Source organism: Leifsonia sp. HAY1-4F, from assembly GCF_056755275.1.
On the sequence record NZ_JBNDHX010000002.1, the window covers coordinates 79727 to 105779 of the forward strand.

Sequence of the window (26053 nt, forward strand, 5' to 3'; positions counted from 1 at the left end):
AGCCTAGGTGCATGGCCAGATCCCATCTCACTCTAGCCGCGCTGGCCACCTCGGCCGTTCCCGGCCTCGACGTCACGGGCGCCCGCAGTTACAGCCTCGGCGGCGCGGGCGACTTCGATTCGGCACTGCTGACGACGACGGATGGGAGCGCCGTGATCGTCCGCGTTCCGACCTCGCAGGCGGCGGAGACCGAACAGAGCGCCGACCTCGTCGCGCTGCGCGCGCTCACCACCGGCATCCGCAGCCGGCTGCCGTTCGACGTCCCGCAGTTCCTCGGCCAGGCGCCGGTGGCCGGGACTCGCGCGCTCGTCTACGACTACCTGCCCGGCCGGCACATCGCCGTCGAGGAGGTGCCCCCGGGCGACGGGCTCGCCGGCTCGATCGGGCACGCCATCGCCGCGATCCACGCGCTGCCGACTGCGTTCGTCGGCGAGGCGGGCCTTCCCGTGATGTCCGCGACGGAGTGCCTCGCTGCTGCGAACTCGGTGATCGAGTCGGCCGCATCCACGGGACTCCTGCCGACCGCGCTGCGGGACCGCTGGCGCGACGCGGCCGCCGACCACTCCATCTGGCAGTTCCAGCCGACCGTCATCAACGGCGCGCTGACCGCCGACTCCTTCCTGGTGGAGGACGACGGGGTCACGGCGGTCCTCGGCTGGTCGGCCCTTCGCGTCGGCGACCCGGCCCGCGATCTGCACTGGCTGCTCGCCATGAACCCGGACGCGACCGACGGCGCGCTCGGCGCCTACGCCTCCACCCGTCAGGTCGCCGCCGACCGCCAGTTCACCCAGCGCGCGATGCTCTACGCCGAGCTCGAGGTGGCTCGCTGGCTGCTGCACGGCCGCGAGATGCGGGACCAGTCGATCATGGACGACGCGGTCGCGATGCTCGACGGACTCGTGGATCGGGTGCACAGCAACGCGATGAACCCGCTGTCGACGGCCACCGGACCGATCCTGGCGGTCGGCGACGTCGAGGCCATGCTCGACCGGACCCCCGGCGACCATCCAGCCGCCGACGGCAGCGGCGGTTACCGCCGCTCGGGCGGGATGAAGCCGGTGGCCGACGACCAGAGCGACGTCAGTTCCTCCTCCGCGTAGAGCCGCTCCGGCCGGATGACGCGGTCGTCGGCGACGAAGTAGAAGACCGCGTCGATGCGCTCCGGGTCGACCCCGGCGTAGCGCGCGAACGCGAGCCGGTAGAGGGCCAGCTGCAGCTGCTTGCGCTCCAGGTCGTCGGCGTCGCGCGGTGCCTTCCCGGTCTTCCAGTCGACGATCTGGTAGTCGTGCCGGCCGTCCTCCGCACGGTAGACGGCATCCAGCTTGCACACGATGACCTGCCCGGCGAGCGTGATGTGGATCTCCAGCTCCACCTCCTCGGGGCGGCGGCCGGACCACGGGCTGCGCTCGAAGGTCGCCTTCAGCTCCTCGAAACGCTCCGCCTCGAGCAGGTCGCCCGCCGGGTCGTCCAGCTCGGCCGCGTTCGCGTCGAGGACATCGGCGGCGCCCGCGACGGTGCCGAACCGGTCCTCCACCCACTGATGGAAGAGGGTGCCGAGCCTCGTCTGCCGGTAGGGGCGTTCGGGCATCGGCCGGCGGAGCGACGCGGCGACGCCCGCCGGGTCCGTGACGTAGTCCTTGAACCGGGACGCCGGGATGCGCGCGGGCAGCTCGACGAGGCCCGCCTCCTGTTCCCGTCTGGCACGTTCGGCCAGCAGCAGGTCGAGGTCCCGCGCGTAGACGCCTCCGTAGCCCGCGCCGCTCTCGCGCGCCCGGCGAACCGCTTCCGCTGCGGCTTCCACGCGCCCCCGGCGCGCGCCGAGGGGCTCCAGCGGCCAGGTCACGGTCGCGGCGCTCAGCGTGAGCGGATTCTCGTCGGGCTCGTCGCAGTCCGGGAACGCGTCCTCGGGCAGGAGACCCGCCTCCTGAAGCTCCAGCAGGTACGAGCCCGGACCGCGGGGCCGGGTCTGCGTCGACCAGTACGACCCGCTGAGCAGCAGCCGCTCCTTCGCGCGGGTGACGGCGACGTAGATCAGCCGGCGCTGCTCCTCCAGGTGGCGGGCCACGTTCTCCTCCTCGAACGCGGCGATGGACTCGTGGACGTCTTTCTGGGTCTCTGCGGTGCGCCAGGCGATGACCGGCAGTTCGGCGGAGTCGCCACGGAACTCGTTCGGGAGCTGCCCGAACGAGAGCCAGCCCTTGCGGCTCTGCGGCGGACCGGGGAGCTCGCCGTCGACGAGCCGGGGGACGGCCACCACATCCCACTCCAGCCCCTTGGCGCCGTGGATGGTGAGGATCTGGACGGTGCCCGGCTCCGGGTCCTCGCTCCGCGGCGCCAGGTTGTCGCGCTGCTCCGCCTCCGCGAGCCAGGACAGGAACGAGCCGAGGGTCGCCTGATCGTCGACCGCGAGGTACGAGGCCACCTGCTCGGCGAACGCGTCGAGGCTCGCGTGGCCGACTTGCGCGGTCTCGTTCGCGGCCACCTCGATGTCCAGGAGCAGCTCCTGCTGCACGAGCGTGACGAGATCGAGCAGGTCCAGGCCCGCACGCGAACGCAGGTGGTCGAGCCGGCGGCCGGCGTCGCGCATCCGGTCGAGTCCCTCCGGACTGAAGCCGTCCAGACGGCTGTGGCCCGCGGGCGCCTCGACGACGAAGTCGAGCGCATCCACGAGGGACGCGGACTCCTCGCCGGCGACCGAGCGCCGCAACCGGTCGCGGAGCTCCGGGTCGAGCTTCTGGTGCCGGTGGTCGCGTTCGGCCAGCCAGGAGGCGACGTCGCGGAGCGCCGCGATGTCCTTGGGGCCCACTCGCCACTTGGCGCCGGTCAGCAGGCGGATCAGCTCGGAGCCGGCCGTCGGGTCGTGCATGACGCGCAGTGCGCTGAGCAGGTCGGCGATCACCGGCTGCTCGAGAAGTCCTCCGAGTCCGAGGACGTGATACGGGATGCCGTGGCGATCGAGCGCGCCGGTGAACACGTCGATCTTCTTCAGGGACCGGCAGAGCATGGCGGCGCTGGGGGGCGAATCGTCGGGTCCGAGCCGGCGCACCCGGTCCCCCAGCCAGCGGGCGACGAGGTCGGCCTCCTCCGCGACCGTCTGCTCGAAGACCGCGGTCAGTTCCCCGGCGACCGCCCCGGGCCGCGGCTGCAGCTGCTCGACGTGCACCGGGGAGGCGGCCGTGAGCGGATCCACGAGAACGTTGGCCGCATCGAGCACGCGCGTCGGGTTGCGCCAGCTGGTGCTCAGCGCGTACTCGTCCGCGGCGCCGTGGTCGCCACGGCGCTCCCCCGTGAAATCGCTGGAGAACCGGCCCAGGTTCGCGGCGCTCGCGCCACGCCAGCCGTAGATCGACTGGTGCGGGTCCCCCACGGCCATCACGGGGCGGCCGGTGAAGAGGGTGGAGAGTAGCCGCGTCTGGACCACCGAGGTGTCCTGGTACTCGTCCAGCAGCACCACCCGGAAACGGCGCCGGTAGTCGGCGACGACCTCGGGCATCCGCTCGCACACCGCCAGGGCGAACGCCACCTGGTCGGAGTACTCCACGAACCCCCGGCGGCGCTTCTCGTCGGCGAACGCGCGTGCGAGGTCGAGGAGCGGTGGCAGCGAACCCACGGCCTCGACGGCCGAGCGGACCGAGGCGTACAGCTCCTTGACCCGGCCGTTGCCCGTCGGCAGCTCGGCGATTCGCGCGAAACCCTCCACCATCCGCTCGACCTCGGACGGGTCGGCGACGTTCTCGCTGAGCGCGCGGCTCACGGCGACGACCGCCGAGGTCACCGCATCCACGCCCTTGTCCAGTTCGACCAGGCGCTCGTCGCTGCTGGTGACGACGAGCCGCCGGGCGAGCTGCCAGGCGGACGCCTCGGTCAGCACGGCCGACTCCGGCTCCCGCCCGATCAGCAGTGCGTTCTCGCGGAAGATCGCGTTGGCGAACGCGTTGTAGGTCGCGACCTCCGGCGCCTCGAACGGGTCGAATTCGACCTCGGTCACCCCCGAGGCGACCAGCTGCTCGATGCGGGTGCGGATGCGGCCGGCCAACTCGCCCGCGGCCTTGCGTGTGAAGGTCAGGCCGAGGATCTCGGGGACCCGGACGTGACCGTTCGCGAGCAGCCACACCACACGGTTGGCCATGGTCTCGGTCTTGCCGCTGCCCGCGCCGGCGACGACGATCGCCGGACGGAGCGGTGCCTCGATGACCGCCTGCTGCTGCGCCGTCGGCATCGGGAGGCCGAGCGCCTCCGCGATCTCGGCAGCGCTCAGGGCGCGCGCCGGCCGCCGGCGCGCTTCGCCGCCGTGCTCATCCCCGGCGAGCGAGAACGCCTGCTCGACCAGGTCGAGTGCTGCCTCGTCGTTCGCCCACTCCAGAAGGCCTTCGTCGTCGACGTGCGTCGCTTCGTCCGTCATGACCCTCCTCCGGCACTGACCGCGGGGACCAGGTGGATGCGGTACTCGTACTTCCCGTGCGGGTCGCGTTCCCCGAGGTCCACCACACCGGCGAAGCTCGCTGCGGCCATGCCGTCCGCCGCCCGGGCGACCCGCTCGCGGAGCCGGTCGAGGCCCTCGTCGTCGACGCGGTCCTGCCCGAACTCGCGGTAGCCCTTGCCGCGAACCCCTTTCGCCACGAAGAGCAGCTTCGCGCCGCCGGACGGCAGGTTCTCCGCCTCCTCGATGACGCCGTGCTCCAGTGCGAGCTGGTACGCGCCGAGCTGCGCGTGCCCGGCCGCGTCCGCCGCGCTCGGCGTGCGATTTCCCGTCTTCAGGTCCACGATCACGACCGTCCCGTCCGGCGTGCGCTCGACCCGGTCGATCGTGCCGCGCACGAGCGCCCGGCCGATCCGGAGCTCGAACGCGCCTTCCGACCCGAGCAGGGTGCCGCCCGCGCGCTCGAAGTCGCGGAGGTACTCCGACACGCCGGCCGAGAGCGTCCGGGTGCGACGGCGCTCTTTCTCCTCCAGCCACGGGGACTCGAACGCCAGCTCGCCCCAGCGGCGCTCGACGCCCTGCCAGAGGCGCTCCACGCTGAGGTCGCGGTCCTCACTGGTGCTCGCCTCCTCCATAACGGCGTGCACGACCGTGCCGATGCCGGCGGCGAGACCGTTGGGCGAGGCGGCCATCGTGTCCACGAACCAGGCGAGCGGCGACTTCTCGAAGGTCTCCAGCCGCGACGGCGACACCCGTACGACCGCCTCCGGATCCTCGAGATCCACCAGCGGCTCGCTCGTCGACGGCTCGAGCAGCCCGTACCAGGAGGAGGGATCGGCACCCTCCACCTCCGCATCGGCCAGCCGGGCGAGCGCCGCGGCCGCGTCGGGCGAGCCGTTGGTGACCAGACGGCGGCGCAACCGGCCGACCATGCCGCGGAGGGAGAGCGGATGGGCGCCGTCGTCCACGTCGTCCGTGCCGAGGTCGCTTGCGAGGCGCAGGAAGGGCGAGGGCTGCTCGTCGTCGTTGGCCGTCGCCGTGAGGATGACCTGGCCGCGCGCACGGGACACGGCCAGCGCGAACATCCTCAGCTCGTCGCCGAGCACCTCCGCGCGTTCGTCCTCCGTGCCCGTGGAGCGCCCTTCGACGGCGTCCGCAAGCTCCTGGGGATGCAGCAGCGAGCCCCGCAGCCGCAGGTTGGGCCAGACGCTCTCCTGCAGTCCGGCGACGGCGACGACCTCGAACTCGCGGCCGATGGCGGCGCTCGGTGTGCACACGAGCACGGCGTCGCCGGCGGTGCGGGCGGCAAGGGTGTCCTCTGGCACTTCGGCGCCGAGCAGTTCGACGACGAAGTCGGAGGCGGGACGCTCGGGGTAGCGCTCGACGAACCGGCGTGCCGCGGTGAAGAGGGCGACGACGCCGTCGAGGTGCCGGTTCGCCTCGTCGGCGACGATCCCTGTGCGCTCCGAGTGGTCGAGCCAGCGCGCGGCCAGCCCGCTGCGCTCCCAGATCTGCCACAGCAGCTCTTCGATGGAGCCTCCGTCGGCGGCCTTCTCACGGCCGGACCGGAGGGTCTCGGCCAGCCGTCCCGCGCGCCGGGCGGGCGCAGCGTCGATCGTGGCGAGGTGCGCGGGATGCTGGAGCGCCTCCACGAGCAGCTCGTCACCGGGCCGGTTGCCGTCCCCGGAGAGCTCCTCCTGCCGGAGGGCCAGCCGCAGCCGGCGCAGGCTCACGCTGTCGAGGCCGCCGAACGGGCCCAGCAGCACCTCGGTCGCGACGGCGGGCGTGAGCTCGATGGCCCCCAGTTGCACGCCGGCGATCGTGACGAGCTGTCGTGCGGCGAAATCGTCGCGCAGCGGCCGTCCGGCGATGCTCGTCGTCGTCGGGACCTCGGCCACCGCGAGCGCTCGCGCCAACGCAGGCACGTGGGCCCCCGAGCGCACGATGACCGCCATGTCCCTCCAGGGGACGCCGTCGAGCAGGTGCCGTTCGCGCAGCTTCCGGGCGAGGCGCGACGCTTCGGACGGGGCGGAGACGGCCACCAGGCGCACGACCTCCGGACGGGGCGACGCGTCGTCGGCGTGCGCCTCCTCGTCGTGCGGGTTCTCGCGAGACGGGCGCCCGGCCGCGGCGATCCGTTGCACACCGGCCGCCGCCGTCCCGATCCGCTCGGTCACGCGCGCCGTCAGTTCGCGGAGGACGGGCGTCTGGCGGTGCGCCGTCGTCAGGACGAACCGTGTCACCGGCACTCCGAGCCGGCCCTCGAGCTGACCGAGAGCGGTGGCCTCCGCACCGCGGAACGTCGTGGAGGCGACGTCCGGGTCGCCGAAGGCGATCACCGCGATGCCGCGCTGGGCGAGCGCGCGCAGAAGCGCCAGGGTCGCCACCGTCGCCTCCTGGAGATCGTCCACGAACACCGCGCGCAGGCGGTCGAGCGAGCTGCCCTCGCGCACCACCGTGACGGCGGAGGCGATCAGCTCGGCCGCATCCACGAAGCCGCCACGGTAGCTGTCGACCACCAGCTGGTACTCCGTCATGAAGCGGGCAGCGGCGCGCCACTCGTCGTGGCCGGTCATCGCGCCCAGCTCCGACAGCCGGGACGGCGTCATGCCGCGTTCGGCGCACCGTGCCATCAGCTCGCGCAGCTCGGTGCGGAAGCCGCGCAGCATCCGCACCTCTGCGACCAGCGGCTCCGGCCAGACGGGACCGGTTCCGTCCTCCATGTGGCCGCTGAGCAGTTCGGCGATGATCTGGTCCTGCTCGCCGCCGGTCAGGAGGCGTGGCGGCTCGAGCCCGCCGCGCCGCGCGCGCTCCCCCACCAGCTGGAAGGCGAGGGAGGTAGCCGTGCGAGCGAGCGGACCCTGCGTCGGCACGCCCAGACGGAGCGCGAGGCGGTCGCGGAGAGCGGTCGCGGCGGTGCGCGAGGCGCTGAGAGCCAGCACCTCATCGGGAGCATGGCCGCGGACCAGGACACGCTCGGCAAGGGCCTCCACCAGAGTGGTGGTCTTGCCCGTCCCGGGAGCTCCGAGCACGGCGGCGGAGGTGGAGTCCGGCAGCGCGAGGACCTCCGCCTGGGCGCCGTCGAGCACCACGCGGCCGGATGCGGCGGCCCCGTCGGCAGCCGCGTCCGGGCGCGCCGGAGGCCGCATCAGGAAGCCGCGAGCGATCATGCCATTCACGGTATCGGCGTCCGCCGACAGAGAACGCGACCGGGCGCCGCGAGCCGTGTGCCGTAGTCTGAACTCACACCCGCCGGTCAGATTCGAAAGGCACCCACGTGGAGATCCGCATCGGAATCGTCAACGCCCCCCGCGAGCTCAGCTTCGAGTCCTCGCAGTCGGCCGAAGAACTGGCGGGGCAGGTGCAGACGGCGCTCAGCAGCGGCTCCGAGGTCCTGAAGCTGGCCGACGACAAGGGTCGCCTCTACCTGGTCCCGACCGCCGGCATCGGCTACGTCGAGATCGGCACAGAGGAATCGCGCCGCATCGGCTTCGTCGGCTAACCTCCAACTCGTGGAACTGCTCTTCGTCGTCCTCGGCGGCGCCATCATCGGCCTCGCCGGACGCTACTTCCTGCCGAACCGTCACACGCACGGCTCCGTCCTCGTCCCGGCGATCGGAGTGGTCGCCGCGTCCGTCCTCTGGGTCGTGCTCACCTGGGCCGGCCTGAAGTGGAACGGCGGGTGGATCTGGTGGATCACCCTCCTCGGCACGGCGCTCGTCGTCGCGGTCTCGGACCTGGTGGTGGGTCGCATACGCGCCGCACACGACGACCGGATGCTGCACTCGCTCGCCAAGGGCGCGGTCGCGCGCTGACGCCTGCCGTTCTCAGGCGGTCAGGCCCAGGGCATCCATCCTTCGGGTGTGCGCCGCGATGAGTTCCGTGAAGATGGGCTCGATGCGTTCCTCGTCGGTGGCACGGTTCCCCGACAGGTGCAGGGCCGACCGCGCGACGAGCAGCGTGTCGCCGACGAGGCGCCGGCCCCACATCGCGAGCCGTGAGGCCAGGCGCGGGTCCGCAGCGATCTGCTCGCGCAGGACCTCCAGCACACCCTCCTGACCGGAGTCAGAACCGAGCAGGTGCGCGAGCCGCGGACCGACATCGCCGGGCAGCCCGGCGGCCAGCCGGATGAAGAAGTCGTCGAGCAGCCCGCCGGTCACCAGCGCCGACAGCAGCGTCTCGCGCCAGTCCGCGCCGACGATCAGCGCGCCGAAACCCTCGATCGCGTCGGCGAACGGTTTCATCGCCTCGGCGGGGTCGTCGCCCCTCCGGCGGATCTCCGCCACGATCCCCTGATGCTTCGAGAGCGCGTCACCGGCGGCGGCGGAGATCCGTCCCTTCGCCCGCAGGTCCTCCGTCTCGGCGGCCACCAGGGACAACGTCTCGAACTGCTCCAGCTGCAGGTACGCCGCCTGGCCGAGATACGGCAGGAGGTCGGGCATCACCTCGTGCAGATCGACCCGCACCGTGGCCACCGGGCGCGCCCGTTGCGTCAAGCGCGGAAGCTCGACGGAAGGCCGTCGCCGGGTGAACCATGTTGACACGCACAGCAGTGTATCGGGCCGGTCCAGTAGGCTGTTGACCGCCGTCGGCGCAGGATCGACGGCCCTGCGCCTGCGACAGAGAACATGGCGTGGACCCTCCCATCGAATCGACAGGCATTTCGCACGTGACTTTCTCAGAACTCAACATCGACCAGGACATGGTGGATCAGCTCGCCGCCAAGGGCATCATCGAGCCGTTCCCCATCCAGACCCAGACCATCCCGCTCGCGCTCACCGGGCAGGACATCATCGGCCAGGCCAAGACGGGAACGGGCAAGACGCTCGGCTTCGGCCTCCCCCTCATCCAGCGCCTCGGCCTCAACCCCGAGCCGGGCGTGAAGGCACTCGTCGTCGTCCCGACGCGCGAGCTGGCCATCCAGGTCTACGAAGACCTCGAGACCGCCGCAGCCGGCCGTCCGACCTCCATCGCCAGCATCTACGGCGGCAAGGCCTACGAGGGCCAGATCGCACAGCTCAAGGGCGGCGCTCAGATCGTCGTCGGCACGCCGGGCCGTCTGCTCGACCTCGCTGGCCAGCGCCTCCTGAACCTCGGCAACGTGCAGGAGATGGTGCTGGACGAGGCTGACAAGATGCTCGACCTCGGGTTCCTCGCCGACATCGAGAAGCTGTTCGCGCAGACGCCGGCCACCCGCCACACCATGCTGTTCTCGGCCACCATGCCCGGGCCGATCGTCGCGCTCGCGCGCCGCTTCATGACCCGCCCTGTGCACATCCGCGCCAGCGACCCGGACGAGGGCCAGATCCAGGCGAACATCAAGCACCTGATCTACCGCGCCCACTCGCTCGACAAGGACGAGGTCATCGCGCGCATCCTGCAGGCCGAGGGCCGCGGCAAGACCGTGATCTTCACCCGCACCAAGCGCGCCGCCGCGAAGCTGGTCGAGGAGCTCAACGACCGCGGCTTCAACGCCGCCGCCGTCCACGGCGACCTCAACCAGGAGCAGCGCGAGCGGGCCATGGCCGCATTCAAGGCCGGCAAGAAGGACATCCTGATCGCCACCGACGTCGCCGCGCGCGGCATCGACGTGGACGATGTGACGCACGTCATCAACCACACCATCCCGGACGACGACAAGACCTACCTGCACCGCGCCGGCCGTACCGGCCGCGCCGGCAAGACCGGGATCGCGGTCACGTTCGTCGACTGGGAGGACCTCCACAAGTGGGCACTCATCAACAAGGCGCTCGAGTTCGGTCAGCCCGATCCGACCGAGACGTACTCGTCGTCACCTCACCTGTTCAGCGACCTCGACATCCCACAGGGTGTCAAGGGCCGGCTGAAGCCGACGCCGGCCGTCAAGGTCGCCGAGACGCCGCGAGGCGGCCGCACGGACTCCACCGGCCCTGAGGGCGGTGACCGCTCCGGCGGCCGCGACCGTCGTCGTACCCGCGGATCCGGCCAGGGCGCCGGCCAGCACGCCGGCGGCCAGAGCGGCGCCGGCCAGCACGCCGGCGGCCAGGACGCCGCGTCGGCCGAGGCCGGCGAGCCGAAGGCCGCCGCCGGGACGCACGACGGAGGCGGCGCACAGCACCGCGACGGCAACAGCGCCCCGCGTCGCCGCCGTCGCCGCTCGCGCGGCGGCGCTCCCGCGACCCCCGCCAGCTGACCCACCAGCCCCGACATTCGTCACGAATGTCGCGTTTCGCTCAACCGAAGCGCACATTCGTGACGAATCTCGCGCCCCGGGCCAGAGCACACATTCGTCACGAATGTCGCGTTTTCGGCGGTCAGAATGCACATTCGTGACGAATCTCGCGCCGTCGCGGCAGAGGAAGCGGTCAGTACCAGTTGGGGTCGTGACTCATCTCGAAGTTCCAGGCCCGGCACGGAGAGCCGTAGGAACGGTTGATGTAGTCGAGACCCCAGTTCACTTGCGTGTTCTGGTTCGTCATCCAGTCGGGCCCGGCGGACGACATCTTGCTCGCCGGCCAGGCCTGCGGGATGCCGTAGGCGCCGCTCGAGGTGTTGTAGGCGTCCGCGCGCCAGCCCGACTCGTGGTTCCAGAGCTTGATCAGGCAGTCCATCTGGTCGCCGCCCCAGCCGTATGCCCCGAGCCGGCTGGAGGCGTAGGCCTGTGCGGCCGCCGGGTCGACGTTCATGCCGGGTGGCGGCGCGAAGCCGTCGGCGCTTCCACCCGGGTTCGCCGCTGCGGCCGCTGCAGCGGCCGCGGCCTGGCCCTGCGCGAACTTCTCCTCGACAGCCGCCACCGTGTTCTTCAGCGTGGCGAGCTGGGCATAGAGGGTGTTCGCGTGCTGCTTCTGGTCGGCGAGCTGGGCGTCTGCCGCCTGCTTCGCGGCCGTGGCCACCTCGAGCGCCTTCTTGGCCGCCGTCGCAAGCTGATCGCGGACCTTCTGCGCATCGGTCGCCTGCGCGCTCAGCGACGTCGCGACGTTGCGCTGGGCCGTCGCCTGCGCGAACAGGGAGCTGGACTGGTCGGCCAGCTTGGACACCGCACCCAGCTGGTAGAGCAGCGAGTCCGAGCCGGACGCATTCGGGCTCAGGAACAACCGCAGGGACACCCCGGAGCTGCCCGCCCGGGTGAGCTGCTCGGCGAGCCTCCCGCTCTGCGCCTTCAGCTGATCCGCTTTGGCGGACGCGTCCTGGGCCTTCTGCGCCAGGTCCTGCGCCTTGTCCGTCGCCGCCTTCAGGGCCGCCTCGGCGGCTCCGTACTCGCCGAGGCGCTTGACCGCGAGGTCGCCCGCCGCGTTCGCCGCGGTCTGGAGACTCGCCAGTAGCCCGTTGATCCGATCCACCTCGGCCTGAGCGGCGGCCGCGTTGTTCTTCGCGGCCTGCACGTCATCCCACGAGGGATAGGAGTCGGCGAGCGCGGGCGTCGCGCCCGACGCCACCACCAGCGCCGCCGTCAGGGCGATCGCGACCGCCGATCCTCGCCAGAACCGCCTCACCCGCGCACCTCGCCTTCTCGCCCCGACTGCGTGTTTCTCGAATTCCCTCCCCCAGGCTAGGGGCACAGGGTCAGGGAGCGTAGAAAGGCGACGCGCCTGTCGCTTCTTCGATCATCGCATCCACGACCGACGGATCGGTCGTCCTCTCGCCCAGCCGGTTCGGCTTTCCTGCCCCGTGGTAGTCGCTGGAGCCGGTGATCCGGAGGCCGTAACGCCCCGCCAGCTCGCGCAGCCGCTCCACGCCGTCCGCCTTGTTCTCGCGGTGGTCGAGCTCCAGCCCGAAGAGACCGGCGTCGACGAGCCGGCGCAGTCGCTCCTCCGGGATGACCCGGCCCCGTCCTCCCGTCGCCGGATGCGCGAGCACCGGGAGCCCGCCCGCGCCGCGGATGAGCCGAACGCCGGTCAGCGGGTCCGGTGCGTAGTGCGGCTGGAAGTAGCCGCTGCGCCAGTGCAGGATGCCCGCGAACGCAGCGCTGCGGTCGGAGGCGAGGCCCCGTGCGACGAGTGCGTCCGCGATGTGCGGACGGCCGACGGTAGCGCCCTCCGTCGCCTGGGCGAGCACGTCGTCCCAGGTGATGTCGTAGTCCTCCGAGATGCGGCGGACCATGTCCTCGGCCCGGCGCATCCGGCCGTCCCGGATGCGGACCGTCTCGGCCGTGAGCGCCTCGTCCGTCGGGTCGAAGAGGTACCCGAGCATGTGGACGCTGGCGAACTCGATCCGGGTGGACAACTCCATGCCGGGGATGACGGTGACGCCGACCCGCTGACCTTCCGCTGCGGCGTCCATCCATCCCGCGGTCGAATCGTGATCGGTCAGGGCGACGGTGCCGAGGCGGGCCACTGCCGCCGCGCGGACCAGTTCGGCGGGGGTCTCCGTGCCATCGGAGACGCTGGAGTGGGTGTGCAGGTCGACGGGGCCACGGAACCGTCGCGCATCAACCATGGTGACCATCCTAGGATGGCGGCGGCACCGCGTCGGATGGCCGTAATACCGGCATGGGACGGAGACCGAAGCGTTCTTCGGCGCAGCGTCGGCGGCGGGTGGAAGAATGAACCCATGTCCTCCCAGCCGAGCACCCCCGCGACCGCAGCGACCGCACAGACCCCGGAGGCCGCACAGACCCCGGAGGCCGCAGCGACCCCGGAGGCCGCAGAGACCGAGCAGGCGCCCCGCGCGACGCAGAACCGTTCGACGACCCCCGGCTCCGACACCTTCCGCCGCTACATCGCAAGCGGATGGGCGTCGAGGCCGGAGGTCCTCCCCGAGCCCCGCAGGCAGGCGCAGTACGCCGCCGCTCGCCGGGCACGGGTGTCGGAGCTCTTCCCGGGCAAGCGGCTCATCGTCCCCGCGGGGCGGCTGAAGCAGCGTTCGAACGACACCGACTTCCCGTTCCGGACGCACTCTGCCTTCGCGCACCTGACCGGGTGGGGCTCGGACGCCGAACCGGGGAGCGTTCTCGTGCTCGAGCCGACGGCGACCGGTCACGAAGCGACGCTGTACTTCCGCGAGCGCGCAGGGCGCGACTCCGACGAGTTCTATGCCAACCCCGAGATCGGCGAGTTCTGGATCGGCCCCCGCCCGTCGCTCGCGCAGGTCGCGAGCGACCTCGCCCTGCCCACGCGCGGCATCGCCGAGGTGCGGTCGGTGCTCGACACGGTCGACGGGGAGACGGTCGTCCTGCGCGAGGCCGATCCGGCGATCACCGACGAGGTGGACGGCGCGCGGATGCTGCTCTGGGACGACACCGACGGCGAGCGCGACCCCGAGGACCACAGCGAGGACGACCGGCTCGCCCGCGACCTCTCCGAGCTGCGCCTGGTGAAGGACGACTTCGAGATCGGCGAACTGCGCGCGGCCGTCGCTGCCACAGCGCGGGGCTTCGACGACGTCATCGCCGACCTTCCGCGCATCACCACGCACCCGCGCGGCGAGCGGCTCGTGGAGGGCGTCTTCAACGGGCGCGCCCGCGCCGACGGCAACGCGGTCGGCTACGACACGATCGCGGCGTGCGGGCCGCACGCGTGCATCCTGCACTGGACGCGCAACGACGGTCCCGTGGTGCCGGGCGACCTCATCCTGCTCGATGCGGGCGTCGAGCTGGACAGCTACTACACGGCCGACATCACACGCACTTTCCCGATCGACGGCACGTTCACCGAGACGCAGCGCCTGATCTACGAAGCAGTGCTGGAGGCGGCGGATGCGGCGTTCGCCATCGTACGGCCGGGCATCCGGTTCCGCGAGATCCACGCGGCGGCGATGGAGGTCATCGCCCGGCGCACCGCCGAGTGGGGGCTGCTGCCGGTGAGCGCCGAGGAGGCGCTGGACGCGGAGAACCAGCAGCACCGCCGGTACATGGTGCACGGGACCAGCCACCACCTCGGCCTCGATGTCCACGACTGCGCGCAGGCGCGACGCGAGCTGTACCTCGACGGCGTGCTGCAGCCCGGGATGGTGTTCACCATCGAGCCGGGACTGTACTTCCAGCCCGACGACCTCACGGTGCCGGAGCGGTTCCGCGGCATCGGCGTGCGGATCGAGGACAACATCCTCGTCACCGAGGACGGCGCCGAGAACCTGTCCGTCGCCATCCCGCGCACGGCGGACGATGTCGAGGCCTGGGTGCGCCGCCTCTCGAGCTGACGCGCACCTCTCCCCCGGCGGCGTTATGCCGGCGGTCCCGGAGGGTTGTCGTCGCCGGCGGGCGGAGCCGGCGGCGGGTCCGAGGGATGCTGCGGCTGGGCGGGCGGCGTCCATCCGGGGGCGGCGGCGTGCTCGGCGGCGCCTCCACTCTCCAGAAGGTTGCGGGCGCGGTTGCCGAGCTCGGAGTCGACGAGCACCGAGTAGCTGGTGGCGATGACCTGCATGACGGAGGTGTAGTCGCGACGGCGGCGGTTGATCGCGTACGAGACGAGGCCGAACAGCATGCCGAAGCCCGCGCCCATCAGGAGCGCGGCCAGGACGAACGCCAGGCTGACCGTCGGCGAGAAGACGATGAGCAGCAGCCCGAAGAAGATGCCGAGCCACGCACCGGAGGCGGCGCCGGCCAGCGCGACCCGGCCCCAGGTCAGCTTGCCGGTGACGCGCTCGACGCTCTTCAGGTCGCTCCCGAGGATCGAGACCTTGTCGACGGGGAAGTCCGCGCGGGCGAGCACGTCGACCGCCTGCTGCGCCTCGGGGTAGGTCTCGAAGGTGGCGACGATCTCGCCCCGCGGCAGGGTCGGAAAGAGGAGACGGTTGCGGCCGTTCATCGGACCAGGTGTGCTCATTCCGCCATTGTCCCATCCGGGCCCGGGCGCCGTACGGGAAACAGCCCCCGATCACCCGTGAGGGCTTAGGTTATTAGGGTGAGTTCGACCAGAGTGTTCGTCGCCCGTCTTGCCGGGACGGCCGTGTTCGACCCCGTCGGTGACCGGGTCGGCAGGGTGCGCGACGTCCTCGTGGTGTATCGCAAGAACGACCCTCCGCGCGTGGTCGGGCTGATCGTCGAGATCCCCGGCAAGCGCCGCGTCTTCCTCTCGATCGGCCGGGTCACGAGCATCGGCAGCGGTCAGATCATCACCAGCGGCATCATCAACATGCGCCGCTTCGAGCAGCGCGGCGGCGAGGTCCGGGTGATCGCCGAGCTGCTGGGCCGGCGGGTCGTCTTCACGGACGGCAGCGGCGAGGCCACCATCGAGGACGTCGCGATCGAGGACAGCGACAGCGGCGACTGGGCCATCAGCCAGCTGTTCGTGCGCAAGCCCAAGACCGGCGGCTCCCCCTTCGCCAAGGGCGCGACGACGTTCGTCACCTGGAGCGAGGTCCGCGAGAAGCAGAACCGCGGTGAGGCGCAGTCCGCCGAGCAGCTGATCGCGACCTACTCCGAGCTGAAGCCGGCCGACCTCGCCAACACGTTGCTCGACCTGCCGCCGCAGCGGATGCTGGAGGTCGCCGAAGAGCTGCCGGACGACCGGCTCGCCGATGTCCTGGAGGAGATGCCGGAGAGCGAGCAGGTCCACATCCTCGCCCAGCTCGACGACGATCGCGCCGCCGACGTGCTCGACCAGATGCAGCCGGACGACGCAGCAGACCTGATCGCGCAGCTGTCGGATGAGCGCGGAGAGCACCTCCTGGAGCTCATGGAGCCGGAGGAGGCGGAGGACGTCCGCATGCTCCTCAGCTACAACCCGGACACCGCCGGCGGCCTGATGACGACGGAGCCGATCATCGTGTCCGCCGACGCCACCGTCGCCGAGGGCCTCGCGCTCATCCGCCGTCACGAGCTCGCGCCGGCGCTGGGCGCCGCCGTGTGCGTCACGCTTCCGCCCTACGAGGCTCCGACGGGCCGCTTCCTGGGCGTCGTGCACTTCCAGCGGATGCTGCGCTATCCCCCGCACGTGCGGCTCGGCACGCTGCTCGACCCGGGACTGGAGCCGGTGACGGCCGACACGTCCGCTGCCGAGGTGTCGCGTATCCTCGCCTCGTACAACCTGGTCTCCCTGCCTGTCGTGGACGACAAGCACCGCCTCGTCGGGGTGGTGACCATCGACGACATCCTCGACTATCTGCTCCCCGACGACTGGCGAAGTCAGGACGAGGACGAGCCCGTGAAACGCGCGGAGCCGTCCGACACCACCGGCAGCATCCGCATCGTGAACGGAAGGAGGGGCGGAAGTGGCACGAGGTAGGCAGGACACCGGGCTCGACGCCCCCAAGGGTCTGCGCGCGCCGGTGCTCCGGCGCGACTCGCTCAATCACAGCGACCGGTTCGGCCGGTTCACCGAATGGATCGCGCGCGCGATGGGCACGCCGTGGTTCGTCCTCGGGCTGACGGTCTTCGTGATCCTGTGGATGGCGTGGAACACGCTCGGTCCGAAACCGTTGCGGTTCGACTCCGCCGACCTCGGGTTCATCACCCTGACGCTGGTGCTGTCGCTGCAGGCGTCGTACGCCGCGCCGCTCATCCTGCTCGCACAGAACCGTCAGGACGACCGCGACCGCGTGCAGATCGAGCAGGACCGGCAGCGGGCGGAACGCAACCTGGCCGACACCGAGTACCTGGCCCGCGAGGTGGTCGCGCTGCGCCTGGCGGTGAAGGACATGGCGACGAAGGACTTCATCCGCGCCGAACTGCGCTCACTGCTCGAGGATCTCGAGAGAAGCGACGCGGGCGAGGGCGAACAGGCCCGTGTCTGAGGGCGTGCTGACCGAGGCGGTCCGCGGCGCCCTTGCCGCGGTGCTCGACCCGGAGATCCGGAAGCCGATCACCGAGCTCGACATGGTCGGTGGTGTCGCCGTGGATGCGGACGGGCGCGCGTCGGTCGGGATCAAGCTGACGATCGTCGGCTGTCCCGCGGCTGACGCGATCGAGCGCGACGTGCGGGCAGCGGTCGAGAGCGTCCCCGGGGTGACGGACGTCGCGGTGGACGTCACGGTCATGACGCCGGCCGAGCGCCGGGCGCTCACCGAGAAGCTCCGCGCCGGGCGGCCGGCGCGCGGCGCGCAGTTCGGCCCGGACTCGCTCACCCGCGTCTACGCGGTGACCAGCGGCAAGGGCGGCGTCGGCAAGTCGACCGTCACGGCGAACCTCGCGGTCGCCCTCGCCGAGCGCGGGCTGCGGGTGGGGATCGTGGATGCGGACGTCCACGGCTTCTCGATCCCGGGCATCCTCGGCCTGACCGACGAGAACGGCGTGGCTCCCCGCCCGACGCGGGTGGACGACATGATCCTGCCCCCGGTCGCCTACGGCGTGAAGGTGGTGTCGATCGGGATGTTCGTCGACTCGGCCTCCGCCGCGGTCGCCTGGCGCGGGCCGATGCTGCACCGCACCATCCAGCAGTTCCTCACCGACGTGTTCTTCGGCGATCTGGATGTGCTGCTGCTCGACCTGCCGCCCGGCACCGGCGACGTGGCGATCTCGGTCGGTCAGCTGCTGCCGACGGCCGAGGTGCTCGTCGTCACGACCCCGCAGCCGGCGGCGGCCGACGTCGCAGAGCGCAGCGGCGTGGTCGCCCGGCAGACCGGGCAGCGGGTGATCGGAGTGATCGAGAACATGGCCGGGCTGGTGCAGCCGGACGGGACCGTGCTCGAGCTGTTCGGCTCCGGCGGCGGCGCCGAGGTGGCGCGGCGGCTGTCCGCCGGGCAGGACGAGGAGGTGCCGCTGCTCGCCAGCGTGCCGCTCAGCATCCCGCTGCGTTCGGGCGGAGACGTCGGTGCGCCGATCGTGGTGACCGACCCGGGCGATCCCGCGGCCGTGGCGATCCGCCGCGTCGCGGAGCACCTGGCCACGCGCAGCCGCGGCCTCGCCGGCCGCAAGCTCGGCCTCTCCGTCCGCTGACACCCGCCCAGCCTCCCGAAGCCGCGCCGACCCGCACGCGCGGGTTCCGCCGAGGTGCTCGTTGTTGCACCCGCGGGTCAGCCGAGGTGCTCGTTGTCGCACCCGCCGACGGCGTGTCGCGTGCAACTACGAGCACTTCGGCGGAAGGGCGACGCGAGAGGTGAACCGGCCGGCGGGCGCAGGCGGGGTGTCAGGCGTCGGGGTCCACGGCCCGGGCGAGGAGTTCCGTGAGGAGGCGCTCGGTGAGAGGGCGCGGCAGCGCCTCGACGAGGGCGAGGAGGGGCGCCTGCTCGTCCGGGAGACTCGACCCTGCGCGACCGAGACCGATCGAGCTCAGGATGTGCGCAGCCGTGGCCGAGTCGAGTTCCGTGACCGCACCGGACGCGAGGCCCGCGGTCACCTCGCCGGGAAGGGCGGCGAGCACGGCCTCCCGGTCGACGGGAGGCACGCCGCGCACCTCGTCCGCCGCTCCCCGGAGGGCGGCCTCCAGCTCGTCGATGCGTCCCTCGGTCACCGGGGTGACCGAGAGGTGGGTGGTGTGCGGGAGGCGGGTTCCGTCCGCCTGGACGAGTCCGGGCTGCAGCTGCAGCACCCAGCCGCGGCGGCGGACGCGGTCCGCCCAGTGATGCGGGTCCACCCGGCGCGATGCCGGCTCCGCCGGGTCCATCGTGACGGCCAGCAGCGGTCCGGTCGGCTCACCCAGCACACGCAGCCCCTCGATGTCGCCCACGATGTCCTCCAGCGCACGGGTCGCCCGGCGGCACGACTCGGCGAGGCCGGCGAAGCCCCGGGCGCCCAGCGCCTGGATGATCGCCCACGATGCCGCGAGCGCGCCGGCCGACTTGGACCCGAGCAGCGTGGCGTTGACGACCGGATACCCGGGCCATCCCGTCGTGGCGAAGTACTGCCGGCGCTGCCGGTCGCGGCCGCGCTGCAGCAGCACGCTCGCACCCTTCGGCGCGTAGCCGTACTTGTGCAGGTCGGCGGAGACGCTGGTCACCCCGGGCACACGGAAGTCCCACGCGGGCAGCGCCGACCCATCCCGCGCCCGCCAGAACGGCAGGATCCAGCCGCCGATGCACGCATCCACATGGCAGGCGACACCGGCCTCGTCGCAGGCGGCGGCGACCTCTTCCACCGGGTCGAGCGTGGCGTAGGGATACGACGGCGCCGACACGACGACGAGCGCCACCTGCGCATCGATCCGCGAGATCAGCCGGGAGACGTCCACCCGGCCGGTGGACGGGTCCACCGGAACGAGGTCGAGAGTCACCCCGAAGAGCGCTGCCGCCTTCTGGAACGCCGCATGCGCCGTCACGGGAGCCAGCAGCCGCGGCGTACCGGAGCCGCCGCCCGCCCGCCACACGTCGCGTGCGGTCTTCACCGCGAGCAGGCACGACTCGGTCCCGCCGGAGGTCACGGACCCGACCACCTCGTCGCCGCCGTGCAGCAGCTCGCGGGCGAAATCGATCACCTCGCGCTCCATGACGGCGACCGAGGTGAAGGTCGTCGGGTCCAAGCCGTTCACCGGCTGCACCAGCCGCATCGCCTGCGCCGCAAGTTCGTCGAGCTCGGGCCTCCCGGAGTCGTACACGTAGCTCAGCACGCGGCCGCCGTGGGTCGGCGCATCCGCCGCCCGGAGCGCCGCCAGGCGGCCCAGGATCGCCTGCTGATCGAAGCCGACCGTGCTCCCACGCACCTCGGCGTCAGACGATGGCATCGATGTCCCCCTTCCGCAGCCGGTACCGCGCCAGCGGCACGAGGCTGATCGCGATCAGCAGAGCGGGGATGACGCTGAAGCTCAGCACGATCCCCGCGACCGCGCTCCCCGGCTGCGACCCGCCCGCCGCTGCGCCGGCCACGGTGGATGCGGCGGCCGCAGCGCGCGACACGTACCCGCTGACCGCGAGCACCACACTGAGAACCGTCGCGCCGAGCGCCATCCCGGTCGTCTCCCCCGCCGTCCACATCCCGCCGAACGTTCCTGCTCGCCCGTCGCCGTTGCGGCGGGCATCGTGCGAGATCACGTCGGGCAGCATGGCCATCGGCAGCGACTGCATCCCCGCGTAGCCTGCGCCCACCAGCGCCACCGGCGCGTAGACCCAGGCGCCCGGCGCCCAGAGCAGCCCGGTCATCGACAACGCCGCGACACCGAACAGGATGCTCGCCACGGCGAAGCCGCGCTCCTTGCCGATGCGCCGTGCCACGACGCCCCACAGCGGGGTGACGATCAACGCCGGCGCGATCAGGGCCACGAAGAGGAACGTCACCGCGTCCTCCGAGTGGAGTACCCAGGTCGCGATGTAGTTCGCCCCGGCCAGCATCATCCCGGTGGCGAGGCCCTGCAGCAGGAACGTGAGCAGCAGGGCGCGGAACGGCTGGCTGTCACGCAGGACGCGCATCCCGGCCCGGTAGTTCGAGCGGAGCGTGGCGAACACGTTCTCGCGCGGCGGCGGCGTCTCGGCCGGAAGCCCGCGCGGCGCCACGAAGGCCGAGAACAGCATCCCACCGCCGATCGCCACCCCCGCGACGAGAGCCATCAGGAAGTAGCCGGCGAAGGAATTCCCGCCCCCGAGCGACCGGAGCGCCGGGCCGCCGGCACCGAACAGCAGGATCGCGAAGGTCAGCACCACGACGCGCCACGTGAGCAGGCGCGTCCGCTGGTCGTAGCCGGATGCGAGCTCCGCCGGGAGCGCGATGTACGGCACCTGGAACAGGCTGAACGCGGTCGCCGTCAGCACGAACGCGAGCAGCACCCAGAGCGCGGCGACGGCCCCAGGCGTGCCCGGAGGGACGGCGAACGTCAGCAGGAAGAACACGGGAAGGGTCAGCGCGCCGAGCAGCATCATCGGGCGGCGCGATCCCCGGACGGCGAGCAGCCGGTCGCTGCGTGCGCCGATCACGGGATCGATGACGACGTCCCACACCTTGGCGACCGTCACGACGATCCCCGCGACGATCGCCGCGATCCCGAGCGAGTCGGTCAGGTAGTAGACGAGCACCAGTCCGGGCAGCGTCGAGAAGCCGCCCGTGCCGAGCGAGCCGACGGCGTACCGCGTCACAGTCGCCCGGGTCAGCGTCTGCTCCGTTGCGATCATGTCCGCAGCGTAGTGGATGCGCGCCCGGCCGCGCCGCGTCAGGTGGCTTCGAGATCGAACGGCGGCACAGCGCCGGCCGCCAGCGGCGTCCTGCCTTGCGCATACACCGACTGCGTCACCGGCTTGATCGCGCTCGGCGCCTCCGCCGGAGCGTCGTCGAGGAGCGCCTCGCGGATGATGCGGCGCGGATCGTACTGCCGCGGGTCCAGCTTCTTCCAGTCGACCTCGTCGAATTCGGGGCCCATCTCGTCCCGCATCCGGTCCTTCGCGCCGTTGGCGAAGTCCCGCAGCGAGCGCACGAGCTGCGCGAGCTTCCCAGCGTAGGTGGGCAGTCGTTCCGGGCCGATGAGGAACACCGCGATCACCGCCACGATCAGCAGCTTGTCGAAGGTCAGCCCGAACATCTTTCCAGGGTATCGCGGCGGTGCCTGCACGGATGCCGCGCACGCCGACCGTATCCTGAGGGTTGATCGACGGGAGCACAGTGTCAGACAAGGACTCGAACTGGAGGTTTGCCGACGACGTCGTCGTCGAGAGCGATGTCATCGCCCGCGCCCGGCAGCAGTCGCTGGAGCTGGGCGTCGACCCCATCTCGCCGGCCACCGGCGCCCAGGTCGCGGTCGTCGTCGCCGCGACCCACGCCGAGAACGTCGTGGAGATCGGCACCGGCGTCGGCGTCTCCGGCCTCTGGCTGCTCACCGGAGCGCCCGAGGCGCAACTGACGTCGATCGACGTCGAGGTCGAGTACCAGCAGCACGCACGGGCGTTCTTCACCGAGGCGGGCGTCGGCGCCAACCGCGTGCGCCTCATCCCCGGCCGTGCCCTCGAAGTGCTGCCGAGGATGAACGAGAACTCCTACGACATCGTCTTCATCGACGCCGACCCGCAGTCGGTCATCGAGTACGTCGAGCACGGTCTGCGGCTGGTGCGTCCCGGTGGGACCGTCCTGGTGGCCCGCGCCCTGTGGCGCGGACGCGTGGCGGACCCGGCGGCGCGAGACGAGATCGCGACGGGATTCCGCACGCTCATCACCGAGACGTCCGCTTCCGGCGCCGTCATCAGCGCCCTCTCCCCCGCCGGCGAAGGGCTGCTGCAGCTCACCAAGCTCGCACCCTGAACCTGCGCCCCACGCACGAGAAGAGGCTCCGATCGCATCGATCGGAGCCTCTTCTCATCTCGGCGATTCGTCGCCGGCGCGATGTCAGGCGGAGGTCACGACGCTCGCAAGGGCGTCATGAAGCTCTTTGGCTTCCGCATCGTTGACGGAGACCACAAGTCGTCCCCCACCCTCGAGCGGCACACGCACGATGATGAGCCGTCCCTCCTTCACAGCCTCCATCGGCCCGTCCCCGGTCCTCGGCTTCATGGCCGCCATGCAGCTCCCCTTTCGTGGATGTGCTTCTATTATCCGACATCGTTGCCGACGTGCGGAAATCGTAGGGGTCACGGAGGTGACCAATCGTATCCGTCGATCGACCAGCAGATGGCCACCCATCCCACCTGCAGCGCGATGAAGAGCACCGCCAGCGCCACACGGTAGACGCGGCTGCGCGGAAGCGCCAGCACGCCGAGCAGCGGGAACAGCGGCATCAACAGCCGGAAGGTGCTCGACTGCGGGAAGAAGACCGCCAGCAGGTAGAGGGAGTAGGCCACCACCCAGAACCGGAGGTCGACCCCCAGCCGGCGCACCGCCGGCGAGAAGAGCAGGATGCCGAACAGCGCCAGGAGGACGACGAGCGCGGCGATGCCCACCCATCCCGGGATGCCGAGCATCGCGCTCGCCCACCAGTCGGCCCCCTGGAACCACGGCGTGAAGGGGACGAGGTGCGTGAAGCCGATGTACGGCGCGCGCCAGGCCAGTTCGGTGTCGGTGTACGCCGTCCACGATCCCGTGCCCACCGCAGCGATCGCGGGCCACGCCAGCCCGGCGAGCCCGCTGAACACCGTCAGCCCCACGCTCAGCACCCGCTCCCTCACCGGGAACGGGTGGTCCCGCCGTCGCACCCACCGGTAGATCACATGCAGCCCGAGGGCCAGCGCGAACGCCAGCCCGCTCGGCCGTGTGAACGCCATCGCGAGCACGACCGGGAACATCCACCCGTACCTCCGCTCCACCAGGAACAGCAACGCCGTCGCCAGCAGAAGGAGGGACAGCGACTCCGCGTAGGCCACCTGGAACAGCGGCGACACGGGCGACACGCAGAACAGCACGACGGCGAACAGGCTGGTGGATGGGCTGAGCCCGACCCGGCGCATCAGCTGATGGAAGACCAGGGCCGCCCCGGCACCGGCCGCGAACGAGACCAGCACCGCTGCGACCGGCCACGGCAGCCGCGTGACGAACATGACGACATCGACGAGCCCGGGGTATCCCGGCAGGAACGCCCAGGCGTTCTCGCTCACGTGGACGCCGTCGCTCGTCGGCAGCGAGGCGGGGTAGCCGAAGCCGGCGACGATCTGGTACCAGCGGCCGTCCCAGAGGTTGGCGAACGAGAAATAGTCCGGCGAGGCGGAGGTCCAGGCGTTCTTCCCTTCGCCCGCTGCAAAGCTCAGGAGGATGACGGTGGTGACCGCACGCGCTCCGAGATAGACCGCCAGGACGCGCACCCACCACAGCGTCCACCACGGGCGGCTCTCGGCGCGCCGGCCCGCTCCGCGGTCCCTGGCTGCGTGCAGTGCGTCCGGCTCAGCGGGCGCTGGTGCCGATGAGCCAGGCACGCAGACCCTCCTCGACCGCGACGATCTGCTCCACATCCACCCGCTCGTCGTCGGCGTGCGCCTTCAGCGGGTCACCGGGGCCGTAGTTGACGGCCGGGATGCCCAGGGCGCTGAAGCGGGCCACGTCCGTCCACCCGTACTTCGGCTTCGCCACGCCGCCGACCGCGGCCACGAACGCCTGCGCGAGCGGCGCATCCAATCCCGGGCGGGCACCGTCGGCACGGTCGACGACGGTGATCTCGTAGTCGCCGAACAGCTCCTGCAGGTGCTCGATGGCCTCCTGCGAGGTGCGCGACGGAGCGAAGCGGTAGTTGACGTGGACCATGCACTCGTCGGGGATGACGTTGCCGGCCACTCCCCCGGAGATCCCGACGGCGTTGAGCCCCTCTTTGTACACCAGCCCGTCGACCTCCACCTCGCGCGCCCGGTAGCCCGCGAGGATGTCGAGGATCGGCGCAGCCTTGTGGATGGCGTTGTCGCCCACCCAGCCGCGGGCCGAGTGCGCGCGCAGGCCGTAGGTGCGGACCTCGACGCGCAGGTTGCCGTTGCAGCCGCCTTCGACCACCCCGTTGCTTGGCTCGCCGAGGATGCCGAAGTCGCCGACGAACAGGTCCGGCCGGTTGCGGGCGAGGCGCCCCAGTCCGTTCAGCTCGGCGTTGATCTCCTCATGGTCGTACCACATCCACGTCACGTCGACGGCGGGCTCGGTGAGCTCGGCCGCCAGCTTCAGCTGCACGGCCACACCCGCCTTCATGTCGACGGTGCCCCGGCCCCAGAGGTAGCGGATGCCGTCGTGCTCCTCGAACCGGGTCGGCAGGTTGTGGTTGAGGGGGACGGTGTCGATGTGGCCCGCGATCAGCGCCCGGCGCTCGCGGCCGAGGTTCGTGCGCGCGACGATCGCGTCGCCGTCGCGGATCACCTCCAGATGCGGCAGGCCGGCGAGGGCCGCCTGCATCGCGTCGGCCAGTGTGCCCTCGTTCCCGGAGACGGACTCCAGATCGCAGAGCTGACGTGTCAAGTCGATGGAGGAGGCGGTGAGGTCGAGAGGAACGCTGCTGAGCTGCACCCTACTAACCTAGGGGCATGCCTTCCGACGTGCCTGAAAGTTCCGCCATGCCTGCCGCCTCGGGCGCCGCCGCCGCCCGCTCGGCGTGGGGGTACGGCCTCGCGACCGTCGCCGCCGACGGCACTGTGCTCGACACCTGGTTCCCGGAGCCCCGGCTCGGTACGCTGCCCGCCGGCCGCGACCGCTGGATCGCGCCGGCGGAGCTCGAGGAACTGGCGGGCGACGACCCGCGCCGCGCCGTGCGCATCGACATCGTGACCGTGGAGATCGAACTGGATGCGCCTCCCGCCTCCACGCCCGACGCCTACCTGCGCCTGCACCTGTTCTCGCATCTGCTGGTGCAGCCGAACGGTCTGAACCTGGACGGCATCTTCGCCCACCTGCCGACGGTGGCGTGGACGAACGCGGGCCCGGTGAACCCGGCCGACCTCGACCGCCTGCGTCCGCGCCTGCAGCGCGCGGGCATCCAGGTCTCGGGCATCGACAAGTTCCCGCGCCTGCTGGATTACGTGACGCCGGAACGGGTGCGGATCGCGGACGCCTCCCGCGTCCGCCTCGGAGCCCACCTGGCGCCGGGCACGACCGTCATGCACGAGGGCTTCGTGAACTACAACGCCGGAACGCTCGGCTCTTCCATGATCGAGGGGCGCGTGTCGCAGGGCGTTGTGGTGGGCGACGGGTCCGACATCGGCGGGGGCGCCTCCATCATGGGGACCCTGTCCGGCGGAGGCACGCACCGCGTCTCGATCGGCGAGCGGGCGCTGCTCGGCGCGAACTCGGGCATCGGGATCTCGATCGGCGACGACTCCGTCGTGGAGGCCGGACTCTACGTGACCGCGGGCACCAAGGTCGTGCTGGTCGGCGAGGCGCGCACCGCGGACGGCCGGCCTCGAACGGTGAAGGCGGCGGAGCTGTCCGGGATCTGTCTCTTATACACATCTGACGCTGCCGACGACGGA

Annotated in this window: 22 protein-coding genes; 10 read left to right on the plus strand and 12 right to left on the minus strand. The window is 71.5% G+C overall.

Annotation, left to right across the window (positions count from 1 at the left end):
- The first annotated feature begins 11 nt into the window (after window positions 1-11).
- Complete coding sequence (locus tag ACPYOG_RS00970; RefSeq protein WP_481292390.1) at window positions 12-1100, plus strand: phosphotransferase; 1089 nt, start codon at window positions 12-14, stop codon at window positions 1098-1100.
- Here ACPYOG_RS00970 and ACPYOG_RS00975 read toward each other — a convergent pair.
- Together ACPYOG_RS00975 and ACPYOG_RS00980 are read right to left on the minus strand one after the other, a co-directional pair.
- Window positions 1031-4402: an ATP-dependent helicase gene (locus ACPYOG_RS00975; protein ID WP_481292391.1), complete on the minus strand. Its 3372-nt coding sequence runs from the start codon at window positions 4400-4402 to the stop codon at window positions 1031-1033. The genes ACPYOG_RS00970 and ACPYOG_RS00975 overlap by 70 nt on opposite strands.
- Window positions 4399-7590 (minus strand): ATP-dependent helicase, encoded by a 3192-nt coding sequence (locus ACPYOG_RS00980; protein ID WP_481292392.1) that lies wholly within the window; start codon window positions 7588-7590, stop codon window positions 4399-4401. The genes ACPYOG_RS00975 and ACPYOG_RS00980 overlap by 4 nt, the downstream gene beginning before the upstream one ends.
- A 107-nt stretch (window positions 7591-7697) precedes the next feature.
- On the opposite strand from ACPYOG_RS00980, the gene ACPYOG_RS00985 reads away from it, so the two are divergent.
- Both ACPYOG_RS00985 and ACPYOG_RS00990 read left to right on the plus strand, forming a co-directional pair.
- A complete protein-coding gene (locus ACPYOG_RS00985) occupies window positions 7698-7922 on the plus strand; it encodes a DUF3107 domain-containing protein (protein ID WP_481292393.1) in 225 nt (74 codons plus the stop codon).
- Between the two features lie 10 nt (window positions 7923-7932).
- Window positions 7933-8235, plus strand: a complete 303-nt coding sequence (locus tag ACPYOG_RS00990; protein ID WP_481292394.1) for a hypothetical protein — start codon at window positions 7933-7935, stop codon at window positions 8233-8235.
- A gap of 12 nt (window positions 8236-8247) precedes the next feature.
- Here ACPYOG_RS00990 and ACPYOG_RS00995 read toward each other — a convergent pair whose 3' ends face one another.
- Window positions 8248-8964 (minus strand): ferritin-like fold-containing protein, encoded by a 717-nt coding sequence (locus tag ACPYOG_RS00995; protein WP_481292395.1) that lies wholly within the window; start codon window positions 8962-8964, stop codon window positions 8248-8250.
- Between the two features lie 125 nt (window positions 8965-9089).
- Here ACPYOG_RS00995 and ACPYOG_RS01000 point away from each other — a divergent pair, with 125 nt between their 5' ends.
- Window positions 9090-10592: a DEAD/DEAH box helicase gene (locus ACPYOG_RS01000; RefSeq protein ID WP_481292396.1), complete on the plus strand. Its 1503-nt coding sequence runs from the start codon at window positions 9090-9092 to the stop codon at window positions 10590-10592.
- Between the two features lie 172 nt (window positions 10593-10764).
- Here ACPYOG_RS01000 and ACPYOG_RS01005 read toward each other — a convergent pair whose 3' ends face one another.
- Both ACPYOG_RS01005 and ACPYOG_RS01010 read right to left on the minus strand, forming a co-directional pair.
- Window positions 10765-11892 carry an aggregation-promoting factor C-terminal-like domain-containing protein gene (locus ACPYOG_RS01005; protein ID WP_481292397.1) on the minus strand — a complete coding sequence of 376 codons (1128 nt, stop codon included), beginning with the start codon at window positions 11890-11892 and terminating at the stop codon, window positions 10765-10767.
- Between the two features lie 70 nt (window positions 11893-11962).
- Window positions 11963-12835: a PHP domain-containing protein gene (locus ACPYOG_RS01010; RefSeq protein WP_481292398.1), complete on the minus strand. Its 873-nt coding sequence runs from the start codon at window positions 12833-12835 to the stop codon at window positions 11963-11965.
- Between the two features lie 114 nt (window positions 12836-12949).
- Between ACPYOG_RS01010 and ACPYOG_RS01015 the strand changes: the two genes are divergently transcribed.
- Window positions 12950-14536, plus strand: a complete 1587-nt coding sequence (locus ACPYOG_RS01015) for an aminopeptidase P family protein (RefSeq protein ID WP_481292399.1) — start codon at window positions 12950-12952, stop codon at window positions 14534-14536.
- A gap of 23 nt (window positions 14537-14559) precedes the next feature.
- On the opposite strand, the gene ACPYOG_RS01020 is transcribed toward ACPYOG_RS01015, so the two are convergent.
- Window positions 14560-15162, minus strand: a complete 603-nt coding sequence (locus ACPYOG_RS01020; RefSeq protein WP_481292400.1) for a YflT domain-containing protein — start codon at window positions 15160-15162, stop codon at window positions 14560-14562.
- 78 nt (window positions 15163-15240) lie between these two features.
- Between ACPYOG_RS01020 and ACPYOG_RS01025 the strand changes: the two genes are divergently transcribed.
- From ACPYOG_RS01025 to ACPYOG_RS01035, 3 genes are read left to right on the plus strand one after another with little or no spacing between them, the layout of a single operon-like run.
- Window positions 15241-16563, plus strand: a complete 1323-nt coding sequence (locus tag ACPYOG_RS01025) for a magnesium transporter MgtE N-terminal domain-containing protein (RefSeq protein WP_481292401.1) — start codon at window positions 15241-15243, stop codon at window positions 16561-16563.
- Window positions 16550-17071, plus strand: coding sequence for a DUF1003 domain-containing protein (locus ACPYOG_RS01030; RefSeq protein WP_090036388.1), 522 nt, complete (start codon window positions 16550-16552; stop codon window positions 17069-17071). Before ACPYOG_RS01025 ends, ACPYOG_RS01030 begins: the two co-directional genes overlap by 14 nt.
- Complete coding sequence (locus ACPYOG_RS01035; RefSeq protein WP_481292402.1) at window positions 17064-18212, plus strand: Mrp/NBP35 family ATP-binding protein; 1149 nt, start codon at window positions 17064-17066, stop codon at window positions 18210-18212. Before ACPYOG_RS01030 ends, ACPYOG_RS01035 begins: the two co-directional genes overlap by 8 nt.
- A gap of 190 nt (window positions 18213-18402) precedes the next feature.
- On the opposite strand, the gene ACPYOG_RS01040 is transcribed toward ACPYOG_RS01035, so the two are convergent.
- The 3 genes from ACPYOG_RS01040 to ACPYOG_RS01050 are packed head-to-tail and all read right to left on the minus strand — an operon-like array spanning window position 18403 to window position 21714.
- On the minus strand, window positions 18403-19932 hold the full coding sequence (locus tag ACPYOG_RS01040) for a pyridoxal phosphate-dependent decarboxylase family protein (protein WP_481292403.1): 1530 nt from the start codon (window positions 19930-19932) through the stop codon (window positions 18403-18405).
- On the minus strand, window positions 19919-21310 hold the full coding sequence (locus ACPYOG_RS01045) for an MFS transporter (protein ID WP_481292404.1): 1392 nt from the start codon (window positions 21308-21310) through the stop codon (window positions 19919-19921). The genes ACPYOG_RS01040 and ACPYOG_RS01045 overlap by 14 nt, the downstream gene beginning before the upstream one ends.
- Before the next feature lie 38 nt (window positions 21311-21348).
- Complete coding sequence (locus ACPYOG_RS01050; RefSeq protein WP_481292405.1) at window positions 21349-21714, minus strand: twin-arginine translocase TatA/TatE family subunit; 366 nt, start codon at window positions 21712-21714, stop codon at window positions 21349-21351.
- An 80-nt stretch (window positions 21715-21794) separates the two neighbouring features.
- On the opposite strand from ACPYOG_RS01050, the gene ACPYOG_RS01055 reads away from it, so the two are divergent.
- A complete protein-coding gene (locus tag ACPYOG_RS01055) occupies window positions 21795-22427 on the plus strand; it encodes an O-methyltransferase (RefSeq protein WP_481292406.1) in 633 nt (210 codons plus the stop codon).
- An 84-nt stretch (window positions 22428-22511) separates the two neighbouring features.
- Here the strand turns inward: ACPYOG_RS01055 and ACPYOG_RS01060 are convergent, their stop codons facing one another.
- From ACPYOG_RS01060 to dapE, 3 genes are all read right to left on the minus strand, one after another.
- Window positions 22512-22685 carry a DUF3117 domain-containing protein gene (locus ACPYOG_RS01060; RefSeq protein WP_018190460.1) on the minus strand — a complete coding sequence of 58 codons (174 nt, stop codon included), beginning with the start codon at window positions 22683-22685 and terminating at the stop codon, window positions 22512-22514.
- Between the two features lie 68 nt (window positions 22686-22753).
- The gene (locus ACPYOG_RS01065; protein ID WP_481292407.1) at window positions 22754-24028 is read right to left on the minus strand and encodes a hypothetical protein; all 1275 of its coding nucleotides are present in this window, start codon (window positions 24026-24028) and stop codon (window positions 22754-22756) included.
- The gene (gene dapE, locus ACPYOG_RS01070; protein WP_481292408.1) at window positions 23997-25094 is read right to left on the minus strand and encodes a succinyl-diaminopimelate desuccinylase; all 1098 of its coding nucleotides are present in this window, start codon (window positions 25092-25094) and stop codon (window positions 23997-23999) included. Before dapE ends, ACPYOG_RS01065 begins: the two co-directional genes overlap by 32 nt.
- Window positions 25095-25111: 17 nt before the next feature.
- On the opposite strand from dapE, the gene dapD reads away from it, so the two are divergent.
- The coding region (dapD, locus tag ACPYOG_RS01075; protein ID WP_481292409.1) for a 2,3,4,5-tetrahydropyridine-2,6-dicarboxylate N-succinyltransferase at window positions 25112-26053 on the plus strand (942 nt) is incomplete at its 3' end.